Source organism: Acinetobacter sp. 826659, from assembly GCF_000588515.1.
Taxonomy (GTDB): Bacteria; Pseudomonadota; Gammaproteobacteria; order Pseudomonadales; family Moraxellaceae; genus Acinetobacter; species Acinetobacter pittii.
Genome location: NZ_JFYD01000001.1, coordinates 656,833 through 673,133 on the forward strand (window position 1 = coordinate 656,833; position 16,301 = coordinate 673,133).

The 16,301-nt window shown below is 38.4% G+C and carries 10 protein-coding genes; 4 read left to right on the top strand and 6 right to left on the bottom strand.

Features of this window, described 5'->3' with window-relative positions:
* Window positions 1-81: 81 nt before the first annotated feature.
* Both basD and basC read left to right on the top strand, forming a co-directional pair.
* Window positions 82-3,024, top strand: a complete 2,943-nt coding sequence (basD, locus tag J663_RS03115) for an acinetobactin non-ribosomal peptide synthetase subunit BasD (RefSeq protein ID WP_033847718.1) — start codon at window positions 82-84, stop codon at window positions 3,022-3,024.
* Window positions 3,025-3,071: 47 nt separating this feature from the next.
* Entirely contained in the window at window positions 3,072-4,382 is a 1,311-nt protein-coding gene (gene basC / locus J663_RS03120) for a putative histamine N-monooxygenase (RefSeq protein WP_033847720.1), read from the top strand.
* Window positions 4,383-4,445: 63 nt separating this feature from the next.
* Here basC and bauA read toward each other — a convergent pair whose 3' ends face one another.
* From bauA to bauD, 5 genes are all read right to left on the bottom strand, one after another.
* Complete coding sequence (bauA, locus tag J663_RS03125; protein ID WP_033847722.1) at window positions 4,446-6,746, bottom strand: TonB-dependent ferric acinetobactin receptor BauA; 2,301 nt, start codon at window positions 6,744-6,746, stop codon at window positions 4,446-4,448.
* An 85-nt stretch (window positions 6,747-6,831) separates the two neighbouring features.
* Entirely contained in the window at window positions 6,832-7,800 is a 969-nt protein-coding gene (gene bauB, locus J663_RS03130) for a siderophore-binding periplasmic lipoprotein BauB (protein ID WP_033847725.1), read from the bottom strand.
* 6 nt (window positions 7,801-7,806) lie between these two features.
* Window positions 7,807-8,577, bottom strand: coding sequence for a ferric acinetobactin ABC transporter ATP-binding protein BauE (gene bauE / locus J663_RS03135; RefSeq protein ID WP_032004524.1), 771 nt, complete (start codon window positions 8,575-8,577; stop codon window positions 7,807-7,809).
* Window positions 8,574-9,521 carry a ferric acinetobactin ABC transporter permease subunit BauC gene (gene bauC / locus J663_RS03140; protein WP_033847727.1) on the bottom strand — a complete coding sequence of 316 codons (948 nt, stop codon included), beginning with the start codon at window positions 9,519-9,521 and terminating at the stop codon, window positions 8,574-8,576. The genes bauE and bauC overlap by 4 nt, the downstream gene beginning before the upstream one ends.
* Window positions 9,521-10,462, bottom strand: a complete 942-nt coding sequence (bauD, locus tag J663_RS03145; protein ID WP_033847728.1) for a ferric acinetobactin ABC transporter permease subunit BauD — start codon at window positions 10,460-10,462, stop codon at window positions 9,521-9,523. The genes bauC and bauD overlap by 1 nt, the downstream gene beginning before the upstream one ends.
* Window positions 10,463-11,093: 631 nt before the next feature.
* Here bauD and basB point away from each other — a divergent pair.
* Window positions 11,094-13,124, top strand: a complete 2,031-nt coding sequence (basB, locus tag J663_RS03150) for an acinetobactin non-ribosomal peptide synthetase subunit BasB (RefSeq protein WP_081404570.1) — start codon at window positions 11,094-11,096, stop codon at window positions 13,122-13,124.
* Window positions 13,125-13,194: 70 nt separating this feature from the next.
* Here basB and basA read toward each other — a convergent pair whose 3' ends face one another.
* Entirely contained in the window at window positions 13,195-15,042 is a 1,848-nt protein-coding gene (gene basA, locus J663_RS03155; RefSeq protein WP_033847732.1) for an acinetobactin non-ribosomal peptide synthetase subunit BasA, read from the bottom strand.
* Window positions 15,043-15,435: 393 nt separating this feature from the next.
* On the opposite strand from basA, the gene J663_RS03160 reads away from it, so the two are divergent.
* Window positions 15,436-16,296, top strand: coding sequence for a siderophore-interacting protein (locus J663_RS03160; RefSeq protein WP_033847733.1), 861 nt, complete (start codon window positions 15,436-15,438; stop codon window positions 16,294-16,296).
* Window positions 16,297-16,301: the final 5 nt, after the last annotated feature.

A 16,301-nucleotide genomic window follows, 5' to 3' on the forward strand; every position in this document is an offset into this window, starting at 1 on the left:
TATTTAATTTGAATACCGACAAAAGAAAATTCTTAAGACGGACAAGCTATATATTCACAGCAAATTGGAAATGATTAACAAATGCAACTGGTAATCATTTTCATTTGTTTGTATGATGCTGAAACAAGATTAATTTGTCAACCGAGTTATCGTTCAATGTGTGAATTAACTTCGATGCAAGCGGCCTGCTGGTTTGGTCGCTCTGGCAACGCAACTTTAGGTGGGGTTGCTGCCCACCTCTATGCAGAATTTGACGGTCAATTTATTGATCTACAAAAATTACATTTAGCACTTCAACGGCTTTATAAAGAACACCCTATTTTGAGATTAAGTTTGAGTGCCGATGGCATCGTAAACATCATGGCTGAGAAGGCTCAACAGATATTAGAAGTCGATGATTTTTCAAAGCTTAGCGATCATCAAATTGAGCAAATGCTCATGCAAAAACGTGAGCAATGGACCCATCAAAAACTTGATTTAAGTCAGGGTCAAACTGCAAGATTTTCTGTAAGTGTTCTTAAAAATAATATTTTTCGTTTTCATGTAGATACGGACATGATTGCTATAGATCCGTCCAGTTTTTTGAACTTGATGGAAGATCTTTCTTTGTTTTATGAAGACCCAGAAATATCATTCTCCCGTCCGCCTAATTTTTTTGACTGGTATCAAAAAATACGGACAGACCCTGAGCTAAAAAAATTAAACCAACGAGACCGCTTATGGTGGAAACAACGTCTGCCTCATATTAGCCCTGCTCCTTCTCTACCTTTCATTCATCAAGAGTTCAAAACAGCAAAAAGTGATCGTTTAAGTACTTGGTTATCGCCAAAAGAACGAAAAGCATTACAACAACTTGCTAGAGAACAACGCATTACTGTGACCAATCTGATATTAGGTCTATTTGCCTATACGCTTGGTCATGCAACCAAAGATCACAGCTTCCGATTAAATATTCCTACTTTTTGGCGCGAACCGGTTTTAAAAAATGTCGAAGGCACTATTGGTGATTTTGCTAATTTAGTCATCCTTGATGTCGATATGAATGAGACGACTACCTTAGCCGCATTCTGCAAACAAATAGCAAATCAAATGCTTGAGTTATTAGAGCATTCACATTATTCGGGTGTTAATGTTCTACGTGACCTGTCCCGTTATCATGGTAGTGCACAGATTGCTCCCGTGGTATTTACAGCGGCACTCGACTTAGAAAATGATAATTTACTTTCCGAACGTGTCCGTCGCGTTTTTGGCTCAATGAATTGGGTCATTTCACAAGGACCACAAGTTGCACTTGATGCACAAGTTGCTCATGTAGATGACGGTATTTTAGTTAATTGGGACATCCGTTTAGACGCTCTACCCAAAGAATGGACCACGAATTTATTTGAATCTTTCATTCATTTACTTAAAAATCTTGCAGCGCACCCTGCACAACTTAATACACAAATTATAAGCCCAGCACAAAATACCTCATCAGATCGTACGTCCCAAAAACCATTAAATGCATTACAACAAGCCTACCTATTAGGCCGAACTCAAGCCCTTGCTTTAGGTGGTGTTGCCATGCAAGAGTTTAGGCAGTATCACGGCAAAATGGATATTGTTTTATTAAGACAACGATTGGCAGAAATGGTACGGCGGCATGACAGCTTACGAACCTATATTGATAAAAATAGGTTAGTACAATATGTAAGCGATCAAGTGAGTGTCAATTTAAAAGAAATAGACCTAACTACAAGGGAACCTGAACGTGCTTCTCACCACATCGAGTCCTATAAAAATAGTTATACGCATGAGTTATTCGATTTAAATCAGTCGCCTTGGAATATCACCGTCTTTTTATTAAAAAATAATCTACTAACGATTTTTGTCCGCTTTGATGCATTAATTTTAGATGGCCGATCTATAGCTTCACTTATGTTAGAGCTATTCGATGGACAACAACATGATATCCAAACGCAAATAGAAGAAAATGAAGTTGAAAATAGCGTATCTATTCATCAGACAGATATGGCTTACTGGGAAAGAAAATTTTCTAAATTATCTAACATTCCTGCGCTTCCGTGGAAAACACCCTTACAGAATCTACCGACTTCTCGTTACCAACGTAACAGTCTAGTTATAGAAAAAGCCAAATTTAAACAGTTGTCTAAAATTGGCGCAAAACATTCACTGTTTAAAAACTCAATCATCATGGCGATTATTTTGGAAGTGCTATCTCATTGGAACACTGAAAAATCTCTATGTGTTGCTGTTCCTACACTTCCCCTCTATGCCGGACCATTTTCCAATAGCTCTACGTTTATTGCTGTTGAGTGGAAAACTTCAGATCAATTTGCTGAACAAGCAAACCGTTTGCAGACGGAAGTTTTAGAGGGTTTACAGCATCTTTCATTTTCAGGCGTTGATCTCGCTCGACTATTATTTGAAAAAGTTGGCACTGCTCCAGTATTACCGATTGTAATTACAAATGGTTTATCATGGCCTGTATTATCTGAATCTCATCCTATTCAGCAACAAGATGGACTGACCCAAACCCCTCAAGTTGCAATTGATATTCGCTTTAGCACAAGAAATGACGGCGCTTTAATTTTCGATATTGATTATGCTCAAGAAGCATTTCCTCCCCATATGATTGAGGATTTCTTGGACGCGCTACAATTGGCAATCAAGCAAATTATTGGTTCAGAAATATTCAGTTTTGATCTCAGTAATTTTTTCAGTGAGCTTCAAAATAAACGACTATATTTTAAAAATAATGAGTCCAATCATTCATCTATACCACTTGAAAATAATGCTAAACAGCAAAATCAACTACTCGATATTTATTTAGAAGTGATAGGCCACACACCAAATAAGGAAGTGGACAGCTCAACTCATTTTACTCATCTCGGGCTGCGTCCACATCATTTAAAGGTCGTCTCAAAACGTATTAATGAAGCATACGCGATTCAGCTCTCACCTGTTCAACTTATTCAATGTCGCAATATTGCTGATGTAGAGAAACTACTAACACCACATTAATTCGTATTTTTAACTTTCATCATTTTGGAAACAGATAAAGTATAAACATGAAAAAAATAGATATTACCGGAATTGGTATTGGGCCATTCAACTTAGGTTTAGCTGCTCTTTTGTCTCATCATCCCGAAATCAAAAGCGTATTTTTAGAACGTAAACCAGAATTTCGATGGCATGAAGGGCTGCTATTGCAAGGCACGACATTACAAGTCCCTTTCTTTGCCGACTTGGTCACTATGGCCAACCCTTGCCATCCCTTAGGCTATATTAATTATTTACATCAACATGATCGTTTACATCAGTTTTATTATTACGACAGTTTTTTAATTCCACGCCGTGAATACGACCATTATTGCCGTTGGGCTTCAAAACAATTACCTGATTGTCGATTTGGAGAAAATGTAAGCCATGTGGAATATGACTCCAAGCTGGATAAATTTATTATAGAAAGTGAATCAGCCTCGGGTGAAAAACAAAAATATATAAGCCAAAATCTGGCGATTGGCATTGGGACTAAACCTCGAATTCCTACATGGCTAGAAACATGCAAGCACCCTTTAGTAAAACATTCTGCGGAGTTTGCAAAAATTCAGGAACAACTTAAACAATGTAAACAAGTCACAGTTATTGGCTCGGGCCAGAGTGCAGCAGAATGTGTACTTGCTTTATTTAATTCACTTACACCAGAACAAGTAAAAGCAGGTGCATCTATTCGTTGGATCACACGTTCTGCCGGCTTTCACCCAATGGAATATTCTAAACTTGGACAAGAGTGTTTTACCCCTGCATATATGCAATATTTCCAAAGCCTGTCTAGAGATAAACGTCGTGATATTGCTGCTAGTCAGGGCCTGATCTATAAAGGAATTAGTTTCTCAACCATTGGTGATATATATGATGTTCTTTATGAGCGTTCAGTGGCTGGTGAGAAATCCGGTTTAAGCCTATACACAAGCTGTGAAGTTGAATCGGTTGAACAACTTGAATCGGGTTCTCTACGTTTAACCTGTTTACACACCCAACTCGATCAACGTTGCGAATTAGAAACTGATGCCCTTGTCACAGCTACAGGCTATGTTCATGATTGGCCTGAATGGTTCCAAAATATGAAGGGTTCTATTTTAGCGGTTGATGATAAAAATGATTGTATTGTTCAAGAAGACTTTACGGCATTACGTTGTGATCAGGGACAAGGTCGAATTTTCATTCAAAATGCCGAGATTTTTCAGCAAGGTGTAGGTTCTCCAGACTTAGGGATCGGGGCAACCCGAAACTCAGTGATTATTAATCAATTACTGGGGCGTAATGCTTACCGAATTCCTAAACAGTCTTCTTTCCAGCACTATGGTTTACCAGAATAAAATATGAATATCATAAAAAACCCGCGATTGCGGGTTTTTTATTCGGTTGAAGATTACAACAAATTAAAAGTCATATGATACAGATAGCATATACGTTCTTGGTGCGCCTAAAGCCAAATTCGTCAATTGTGGCTGTGCCCAATACGCTTTGTTGGTTAAGTTGTAGATATTGGCACGGAAAGTAACTGGGTGGTTCTCAACTTTCGTGCTATAGCGTGCGCCAACATCTAAGAGCGTACGCCCTGGTACGGACAAGGTATTTTCTGCATTAATATATTGCTTGGAAACTGCATTGATATTTCCTGATAAGGTTAAAGTCCCTTGTGCTACTTGAGTATCCCACTCTGCTCCAAGCTTAGCCTGATTTTTTGGCACAGCAACTGCTGTATGACCATCGTTTTTTCCACTCTTAGTCTTGGTAAGTTCAGGATCAAGATAGGTAAAACCACCCATTAAACGCACATGTTCAATCGGTGAACCAAAGAATGACCATTCAATACCACGATTTCGTTGTTCTCCATCCGAAACAAAGGTAGATAAGTTATTCACAAGCTTTGAAGGATCTAAATAACTATTTGGTTTGGTAATTTCAAATGCACTCAATGTATGCGCAAATGTCCCCAAATCAACCTTCAAACCAAGTTCCTGTTGTTTGGTTTTTTGAGGAGGAAATATTGTCCCCGCATTTGATGTATTTGCAGGTGCCTGTTCACCCTTTGTCAAACCTTCAATATAGTTTGCATAAACAGAAATTTTATCATTCGCTTTAATCAGTAACGCGACACCAGGCGTGGTTGCTGATTTAGCATTTTCAGGTAATGTATTAACAGAACTTGTTGCTTTTACATTCTGATGACGAAGTCCTAAAGTCAACTGTACTTTATCTTGAGCAAACGACAATGTATCGGCTAAACCGAAGCTAGAGGTAGAGAGTGTCGAATGCAATAGAAACGGCGGTGTAAATTCCGGTTTAGGCCCCCAATTTGGATTGGGATCATAAATATTCGTAAAAACAGGATCACCAAAACCTGGGATAATTCTATAACCATAATCATCTTGTGCATGATTATAGTAGGTTGCGTTGGCGACCCATTGATGTTTCACAGGCCCCGTCTCAAACTTGCCTTTAAAACCTGCATCTGCTGATTTTTTATCGACTTCAAAAGCAAGTTGTCCAAGTATTGAACTCAGTGTTCCAGTGCTACTCGTAATCGTCCCTGCACTTGCCCCATTATATTTATATTTGGTTGTACTTTGTCCATAAGCCGCATATGCCATCAACTGATCAGAAAAATCATATTCGCCACGAATCATGGCACCTTTATCTTTGGTTTCCACAGAGCCCCAATCCGGACTAAGTAAGGTATCCGCTTTCGGTGGTTTCGGAATTCCAACTGCAGTAGAGACGTTAACACCACGTGTTACACCATCAACATGATCTAAGGCATCGTAAGCATCAACAAAAACACGTGCTTTTTCACCTTGCCAATCTAAACCAAGCGAAAATAAACGACTTTCTTTCGATTGATCATTAACTGCTGCATCACCATCTCTATACATCCCATTGATACGAACGCCGAATTCTTTATTTTCACCAAATCTTCTTCCAACATCGACATGTCCACCAAACTGAGCATCCGACATATATGTCGTAGTCAATCGTGCAAACGGTTCATCAGCCGCATATTTGGTCACTAGATTTACCGTTCCACCCACCGATCCTGCTGGCGGCATCCCATTTAACAAAGCGGAAGGACCTTTCAACACCTCAACGCGGCTAAACATTTCCGGAGAAGTTCGATAAAACGGTGTGATACCAAAAAGTCCGTTCATTGACATATCATTCGTGCTCGAAGCATATCCACGAATATAATAGTTTTCACTCCAACCACCACTTGCACCGTTGGTATATATCGATGGATCAGTTGCTGCAATCACTTCTGTAATATCTTTTGCCTGTTTATCTTCGATATATTTATCGGTATAACTAATCGTATTAAATGGCGTATCTAGAAATTTTTTACTACCGAGAAATCCAACATTGCTCGATGTTGCAACTTGTCCACCTGCATAAGTATCGTCTTGTTCAGCTTTTACAGTAATTGCTGGTAAAGCTGCTACATTTGTTTGAGCAGTTTGTTGTTCTAAAGTTTTTGTTGAATTATCAATAACAGCAGCATAGGTATTTGATGCACATAGTACAAATACAGTGCCTAATGCATAGCCTAATCGAAGGGCCATTTGTGCAGATGCAATACCATTTAATACAAAAGAACGGTGATTAATTCTTTGATCATTTCCACTTTTAAAATTACGGTTATCGCTAACGTTGTTCATTGAAAGACCTTTAATGTTGTGATTCATTTTTTATTAACTATCTGCTTAAAATTCATAGCAAAATAGTGAAAATTTATGCTGTAAAACTTGACTAAGTGATGTGCTTAAAAATTTATTGGTAGCCTTTTTTTACATCTTCCATCACTATTTTGAGCGAGGTTGGGCTTGCAGCCGTGGTGTACCACGCATCGGCATCGACAAAAATGACACGACCGTTTTTCCATGCTTTGGTTTGACGCAATAATGGATTTTCAACACTGGCAGCATTAATGTTTGAGCGATGTTCCATCACAGCGGTGCGGTCCACGATATAAAGAATGTCGGGATCCGCTTTTTTGATGAATTCACTCGAAATAGGTTGCCCATGTAGACTTGTATCCATCACACCACTTGCAGGCTTTACTCCAAAAGCATTAAAAATAAAGCCATAGCGTGACTGAATACCAAAATTACTAAATGCCCCATTGTTATGAAGAACGACTAACGCTCTTTCTGGGCGATTGGCCGTTACGGCTTTTACTTGCTTTACCTCTTCCTCGAGTTCAGAAACTTTCTGGCGGGCTAAATCTTCTTTATTAAATATTTTTCCCAAGGTCATCATATGGTCTTTAACCAGACCAATATGATTACTCTCACTATTGTTGAAGTTAATATCGTAATGAATGGTCGGGGCAATTTTTGACAGTTCCTGATACTGATTAACGTGTAATGGCGTCATCAAAATCAGGTCTGGCTTTAATGCATATATCCGTTCCATATTGGGCTGTACAATTGCACCCAAATCCTGAATTTGTGCATCTTTTTTATATTTTTCCAAAAAGTGTGGAACATAATCTTTTGGCATTCCCATAATCGGGACATTCAGTTGATCTAAAAAGTCAGCTTCATTCATATCAAGTACGGCAACGCGTTGCGGTAGATGATCTATCACCGTGGTTCCAAGCGCATGTTTCACCGTAATCGGTTCTGCTAGCTTCTGAGAAGCTTGAGTGGTATCTGCAACTTTTTGATCACATGCTTGTAGAGTGACAGCTGCCGCTATGATTAGGGCTACTCCCCCATACTTTTTCTTCCAGTTCATATGTATTCAAGCTCCAGATGAGTTGAAGTAATTACACATACAGCCACGCTCACTGTATGTAATTTCAAAATCAAGCTCGTACAGATCATTTAATTGCGCCTCTGTAATCACTTGTTCGGTTAAACCACTGAAATGAAGCTTGCCGTTCTTGAGCGCGACAATATGGTCCGAATAATTCGTGGCAAAATTGATGTCATGAATAACTAAAATCACGGTGCGCCCTTGTTCATCACATAAGCGCCTGAGTGCACGCATAATTTGAACGGCATGTTTCATATCAAGGTTATTTAAGGGTTCATCTAACAAAAGTACGTCTGTTTGCTGTGCGATCGTCATCGCCAAAAAGGCCATTTGCCTTTGACCACCACTAATTTCATCTATGTAAGATTTGCGCAGCGGCTCTAAAGAAAGAAACTCAATCGCCTCATCAACCACCTGACGATCTTGCTCGGTTAAAACACCACGGCTATAGGGAAAGCGTCCAAATGAAACCAGCTCTTCTACGGTTAAGCGCAAATTAAAGCCAGGTGCTTGACGTAAAGTCGCGACATGCTTGGCGTAAACAGCGGTTTTAATATCCGCAATATTTTGATGATTAAGAAAAATCTCGCCTTTATCTGGTTCAATTAAACGTGCCATCATCATGAGCAAAGTCGATTTTCCGGCTCCATTTGGACCAATGAGTGACGTCACCTGACCTGTAGGAAATTCAACATTTACGTCAGTCAGTACTGGCTTATTTCCATATGACTTATTGATATTCTTGACATGAATCATGCAACACCTCGGGTACGAACCGTCAGCGCAAGGAAATAAATGCCACATACCAGATTGACCAAAATGCTGACGGTCGTTTTGTAATTAAAAACGTGCTCAACTAAAATTTGAGCAGCAATAAATATGGCAATCGTGATGGCACAACCCATGGGCAACGTTAATTTATGCTTATAACTTCTTGCTAGTGCATAAGTAATGTTGGCAATGAATACGCCCATAAACACTGTCGGGCCAATCAGACTGGTAGATACCGCAACCAAAATAGCGATCAGGGCTAAATAGAAACTGACATAGCGGTGATGATGAATGCCTAATGAAATCGCTTGTTCACGTCCTAAAACCAGAACATCCAAAACAGGAAGTGCTTTCCTACCAAGGAATAGAACAATGACTACAGCTAAGCTGGCATAAAATAAAGTTTCTGGTTGAGAGCGACTAAAAGAAGCATAGCTAAGGCCTTGGAAAACAGAAAATTCACCAGGATTAATTTTGAGTTGAATAAATTGAGTAACCGTCCCGACGACCATCGTAAGGACTAAACCTAAAAGCAACAGGAGAAAGACATCATTTCTGCCATATGGCAATAACCACTTATGGATTACCCACGAATAAAGCAGCATTAAAACGATAGAGATAAAGAAATTGCCGTTTACCCCTAACTGACTTAATCCATGTGTTCCCCAAAAAAACAACAACAAAACTTGCCATAAGAGATAAATCGCTTCATAGCCCATAATTGAGGGAGTCAAAATACGATTACCGACCAGTGTCTGAAAAACAATCGAGGAAAAAGCAACGCAAATACCAGCTATCACAATCGTGGCAAGACGCAGAAGTCGATTAGGAATGACGTAATCAAAATCTAACCCTGAGTTTAAAAATAAAAAACTTATTGCTAGGCAGATGACAATCAGATAAATCGTCCATAGCTTTGTAATACGCATTATCTGAACTCCCTCAAAATGAGGATGAGGAAAATAATTCCCCCCACACCACCTGCGGTAAGTCCAATTGGCACTTCAAATGGGTAAATAATCGAGCGACCAAGAATGTCGCAAACCAGTAATAGAGACGCCCCACCTAAAGCCACAATGGGCAAGGTTTTAGCTAAGTTTTCTCCGTATTTCAGTGCGACTAAATTGGGAACCACGAGCCCGACAAAAGGAATGGCACCAACCGTAATTACTGTGGTTGAAACTGTAATAGCAACCAGTATTAAACCAATCGCGGCTATAGCTGAATAACTAAGTCCTAGGCTAGAAGCCATCTCTTCACCCATACCAATCACGGTAAAGCGGTGTGCAAAAAGATAAGTCAGGACAACAATCGGAAAAATAATGTAAATAACTTCATAGTGGCCTTGGACAATTTTTGAAAAATCTCCTAAAAGCCACCCTTGCATACTTTGTAAAATATTAAAGCGATAGGCATAAAACTCAGCTAAGGCACTCAGTACACTGCCGTACATCAAGCCAATAACCGGTACTAAAACCGTATTTCTAAAACGGATTCGACGGATAATTGCGATATAAATTAAGCTGGCAATAAAACAAAAAATGATCGCAAATATCATTTTACTCAGCGTACTGGTTACCGGAACTAAAGTTAACGACACTAAAATTCCTAGTTTGGCAGCATCTAAACCGCCCGACGTTTCCGGTTCAACAAACTTGTTACGCACAATATGCTGCAAGATGACACCACATACCGCCAACCCGATACCGGTGAGCACAATGGTAATTAAACGAGGGATACGGCTGGCTGTAAGAGTGAGCCAACTCTCATGAGAAAAAGAAAATAAGGTAGACCACTGTATTTGCTCAGCCCCGAGCAATAATGAACAAATACATAAAATGATAAAAATAAAAAATAAGCCGAATTGCATCAGTGGCGTGCCCCACTTGAGCGTAATAAAACCGATGCAAATTGCAAATTGAGTCCCATCAAACCAAAGCGAGGGAAAATTTGTTCAATATTTGATGGGCTTATTAACCTTTCATGATTGAATATTCTCATGAAAATTCCTCAATTTTATCGAGACAACAGAATCAGTTCCTTTTGAATAGGCAAAATCACAGCCCTATTCTGAGGATCGTTTTTTTCATCTTTAAATTATTTTTGCCGAACCAATTTCGAATTAAATAAATATTAATCAATCACTTATTATTTATTTTCTATTTTAAAAATTCGTCATTCTCAATTGGCACCATCTTCTTGCAAATAATAATCTTGATGTAAATGAGAATCAATTATAGTATGTTTAAAGGTAAAATGTAACCCTACTGTTACATCAGTACAGTTCATGTGGACATCAACTCATTAGAAAAAGGTCAATTTTTGCAAACAAGCAAATCTATAACATTATGAATTATATGAAATTTAATCTAATGTAAAAAATTTGCGAAATAAAAATTGATGAAAATAGCCATTTGATAAACCAGGATTCATTTATGTTGGAACAATTTTCCAAATCGCCCTCTCTCCTTTCGGTTACTGATTACGAAGAACATATCTGGATGTTGCAATTACAGCAGCCTGAACAAGTTAATCGACGTTTTAATCTGTGGAAAGTTAATCAAGGTTTAGATATTCAACTGCTGATTAAAGCAATTCAAGACATTATTAAAAATACACCTGACTTAAATGTCCGTTATAAATTTAGTGACGAAGGCGATTTATACAAATATCCATTTGATGACCATTCATCTTGCCTAGAATTAAAAAAGAGCAATACAGAACAAGTATTTGAGCAGGTAGCTACCTTAAAAGCGCAATCATGGAATGCAGAATTTCATCCCCCTTTTTTTACAAGTCTCGTAGAAACTGAACAAGACTATTTTCTTATTTTAGCGCTCCATCCTATTCTTGATGAAAGCTATCAAAAGTCAGATTTCATTCAGGCCATACAAAATCGTTATCAACAATATTCACCCAATAATATGCCATTGGTACTGACTGAAATTGATATCTCACATCATCTAGATACAAGTTTCGCAAAAGCGCCAGAACAACATAACCAAACTTATGTTTCAGAAATTATTTTAGAAGAGTTCCGAAATACGCTCGCTGAACCAGAAATGAGCCAACATGATGACTTTTTTGATTTTGGCGGCCATTCACTCTTAGCAACACGAATTATTGGAAACCTACTCAATAAACATGGAATTGAGATTCAATTTAATGATTTCTTTAAATCCCCATCTGCTGCTGACTTAGCCCAATACGCTTTCGTTAAATCTGCAAAAACTGAAAAATCCACCTTACAAAGTGTCGATAAAGCCCCGCTTACTTTAGCTCAAGATTTCCTGTGGCAAGCTTATTCTGCGTTCGATTTTAGCCCAATTTATAACTTGCCATTTGCCGTAGAATTCCTTGCAGAAATTAATGAAGATATTTTCTTTCAAGCCTTTACAGATATTGTTGAGCGCCATGCGGGTTTACGCACAATTTTTAATACCGACAATGCTCAAACCTATCAACAGGTGGTTCCTACATCTGAACTTCAACAATTCAAATGGTTTTGGAACAGTGCCGAAAGTAAAGATGCAACGCTTGCCGGTGAAGCTTCATATAAATTTGATTTAACTCACGAACTTCCCTTAAGAATTCGTTTAATTCGAAATGCAAAAGGCCGCCAAACTCTATCATTCTTAGTTCACCACATGGTGATTGATGAATGGTCTTTAAATACGATTATGGCTGACCTTACGCATGCTTATCTTGCTCGCTCAAATACTCAAGCACCGAACTGGAAGGCACCCGCTCAATCTATTCTTGATTTTTCTTTACTCCAGCAAAAGCAAGGCATCAACCAAGACCATCTAAATTATTGGACTAACCTGCTAACAGGAGCAACCAAAGGTCTAAGTCTCCCTGTTTCAGAAAATGAATTAAATGCTGAAAAGGAAAAACCTCCTGTCCAATGGCTCGAACTTAAATTTGCACCGGAAATGTATGAAAAGCTCCTCGCATTTTCGAGACAACACGGCTCTTCTATTTTCGCGGTTATCTATACTGCTATCGCCAATGCGTTACAGCAACAAGGTAATTTAAAAGATATTGTGATTGGTACTTCTGCTTCTGGACGAACTGATCCTGAGTTTTTTGATACGGTGGGTTACTTTACGACCATGGTTGCGCATCGCACACAATTTAGCCCATCAGATTCATTCCAATCGTTGCTCCACAATATCAGCACAATGATTAATACCTCGATGGCCTATGCAGATATTCCCATCAACCATATACAAAATGCATTAGGAATGAGCGCCGATGAAGGATTGTTATTTGATGTGTTTATTCATATCCATTCAAATAACGCTTTAAACGGCGCGCTCAAAACACCTCAGGGACAAGACCTTCCTTATCGTCAGATCTTGCCGGAACGTGATGAATCAATGTTCGGGTTACATTTTGAAATTATGGAAAATGTGATTGATGGACAACATCATTTAAGCATGATCATTACGTATCAAGCCCACCGCTTCCCGACTACAACAGTGCAAAGTATCTGTGAAAAAATTAAGGTAACCTTAGCTCAAATCTAGTTGCCCTAAAACCCACCATGTGCTTAAAAGCAAACAACTCAACTCCGCTTTTAAGCACATTTCAATTTTTCTATTTTATTTGCTGCTCTACTTTATTCACCACATCCTGAATTGTTTTGCAGCTAATGAGTGTATAAAAATCAATTTCTGTATTGAGCTTCTGAGAAAGTTTCTGAGCAATACTCATGAGTTGTTTCGGACGAATTCCTATCGCTAATATTTCACTTCTATAAAAAATATCCATTTTTTCAGCTTGGCTGTCAGCTATGCATTCACGGAAAACCGATAAGACTGAATCTCCTACCTCAGCGACTGATAACTGTGTTTTAGAGGAGTTTGTAGACAACATAGAAGATACGTAAATTTTCCCCTGAGCGATTTCTTGCACAGCTTTACGATCAATTTTTCCATTTCGGGTCAGAGGTATGGTTTCGACGGCCAAATATTTCGAAGGAATATGAGAACTTGGCAAATGCACTTTTAAAAAGTTCTTTAATTCGGGGCTATTTAAGCGAGTAGTTTTGTATTTATTTTCTAGAGTATAAACGGCGACTAACTCTTGAGTTTCAGTCGTTGGATGTACACAACTTACCACCACACAGTGATGAATATACGGGTTCTTCGTTAAAGCATTTTCAACCTCGGCCGCAGAGATTCTCACGCCTTTTATTTTTAAATAACCTTCCTCACGTCCAGCAAAAATAATATTTCCATCTTCCCTAAAATATCCTTGATCACTCATGCGAAAAGCAGTTTGAGTTTCATTTCCGCTCACTTGAATATCCACGAAATCTTTATAATAAATTTCCCCATCAAGTAAATAACCATTAGATAAATTCAGGCCGGTCATATACATCGTACCGACCTCGCCCATTTGGCAAGGCTTCAGATTTTCATCCAAAATAAAATAACGGTTATTTTCTAAAGCTTTTCCATACGGAATAATTTCCTGATCCTGCTCATTTATTTTATGCCATATACTCCAAATTGTGGTTTCAGTAGGTCCACCTAATGAAAATAAACGAGCGTTAGGTAATTGTTGTCTTAACTTCGCTATAAGTGAAGGTTTGATATAGTCGCCGCCTTGGGCAATTAAACGCAAAGACTGTAATTGTTCTTTTTGAGCTACACTGAACAACATATCAACAATGGCAGGCACACTGCTCCAAAGCGTAACCTTGTAGCGATCTACTAAATTGGCCCAGACAACGGCATTTTTGCTTTGCTCAAAGGATGGAACCACCAAAGTTGCACCCACTGCCATTGAAGCAAAAACATCAAATACCGACATATCATGATGAAACGGTGTTACCGCCATAATCACATCATCCGCAGTAATTCGCCATTCCGAGATCGTCTGTTGTAGCGTGTTTTCAGTGGCTTGATTATTTAGGACCACACATTTCGGAGTCCCTGTACTTCCCGAAGTATACAAATAATATGCTGGAAGTCGGTTAATTTCGGCATTAAAGCTCGGTTCATACTCAGTTGTAGCCAATAAAATCTCATTAATATTTAGGTTTTGAACACCAGCAATGGATGAGTCACTCACCACAACATCTGCCCGACTATTCGTCAATAAATAGTTCAGTCTCGACGGCGGAGAATCCATATCTACAGGTAACCAAATGATGCCTGTGAGCGCACATGCCAAGGCTGTATAAATATGCTCAGGACTTTTTCTCAGGCAAATTGCAACCACAGACCCTGTCGCCAAATCTTGCTTTTTTAGCGCATACATGACTTTGGCGACCTGAGTCCCTACCTCAGCATAACTAATGCTACGGTCTTCAAAAATAAGTGCTGTTCGATTGGAATTTTGATCAAAAATATTTTCATAAATTCGCTTTAAGAAATTTTCTACGTTGTTATTTTTATCATTCATTTGCCCTAAATTTTGACTCAAATCTTTTAGCATTTATCTTGGTCCTCACCCTATTCTTTATGCAATACCACCTCACCTAATATTCAAAACAAAGTTATAAAAATGTCGTCTTTATCGCTGTTTGTTCAAATAATAGATATCCCAGCACAATAATACAAATGATAATCATTTACAATTAATATTGTGAGAAATATCTATTTCCCTCCTTTAAAAGCACTTTATAAAAAATAATAAATATCAAAACAATAAGATAATTTTTAACCTTAGGCCTAATCATTTAGAGGGCTATATTTATGAACTAAAAACCACAATTAATAATGATTATTATTTACATTTGGAGCCAAGTTGGTTATCGTAATGAATAGAGAGACTACATCTATATCAATTATTACGCTCTATAGTAATCATGAAGCTTGGGTTATATGTATGACAAAAATTGCAGAAAAATCGAAACAAGAATATGGCGACTTACTAAAAGAAAAAGACCATTTACAAGATATGGAACAGCTTGAGATGACTATCGTCTCGATCCATACGCCGTATCCGTCCATTGTAAGAATTCAAGGAAAAATCAACACATTACAGCCTGAGCTTTGGCAAGCTCCCAATTTGGCAATTCGGTTAATTGTGAGCAATCCGCCAGAGGGTCAACCCATCTCACGCGTCTATACGATCCGTTCGTTCAATCCTGTAAACGCTCAAATTGAAATTGATTTTGTTAAACATGAAGATTTAAGCCCAGCAATGGAATGGCTTAATTCGGCTCAAGTGGGTACAAAAATCGGGCTTATTGGCCCCCGCCCTCATTTCATTCCCAATTTCATACATAAAAAACATGTGGTCATGTTTGCCGACGATACGGCTGTACCTGCGTTATATTCAATATTGAATGAATGGGAAAATGGCGTAAGTGCTGATATTTTTATTGAAAGTTTTGAAAAAGATATTGCTAGCCAATTACCCCATCATGACCATGTCAAAATTCATTCGTTCCATAAAGAACATCATACGCCACAAAAAGGTCTTCTTTTAAAAGCAGCATTTGCACTAAAAACTTATGACAATATTACGATTTGGGCGGCTTGCGAACGCAAAGAAGCCAGAGCTTTACGCCAGTTTTTTCTAGAAGACAAACAGTTTAATAAAAATGACGTGCGTATTGCTGGCTATTGGAGAGATGGCGTATCAAGTTCAGAACTAGACATATTACGTGCTCAACATTATCAGAAACATATTCAGCAAGGTAAGACATTGAATGAATATGATGACCTTGATTTAGCGAACTAAGATAA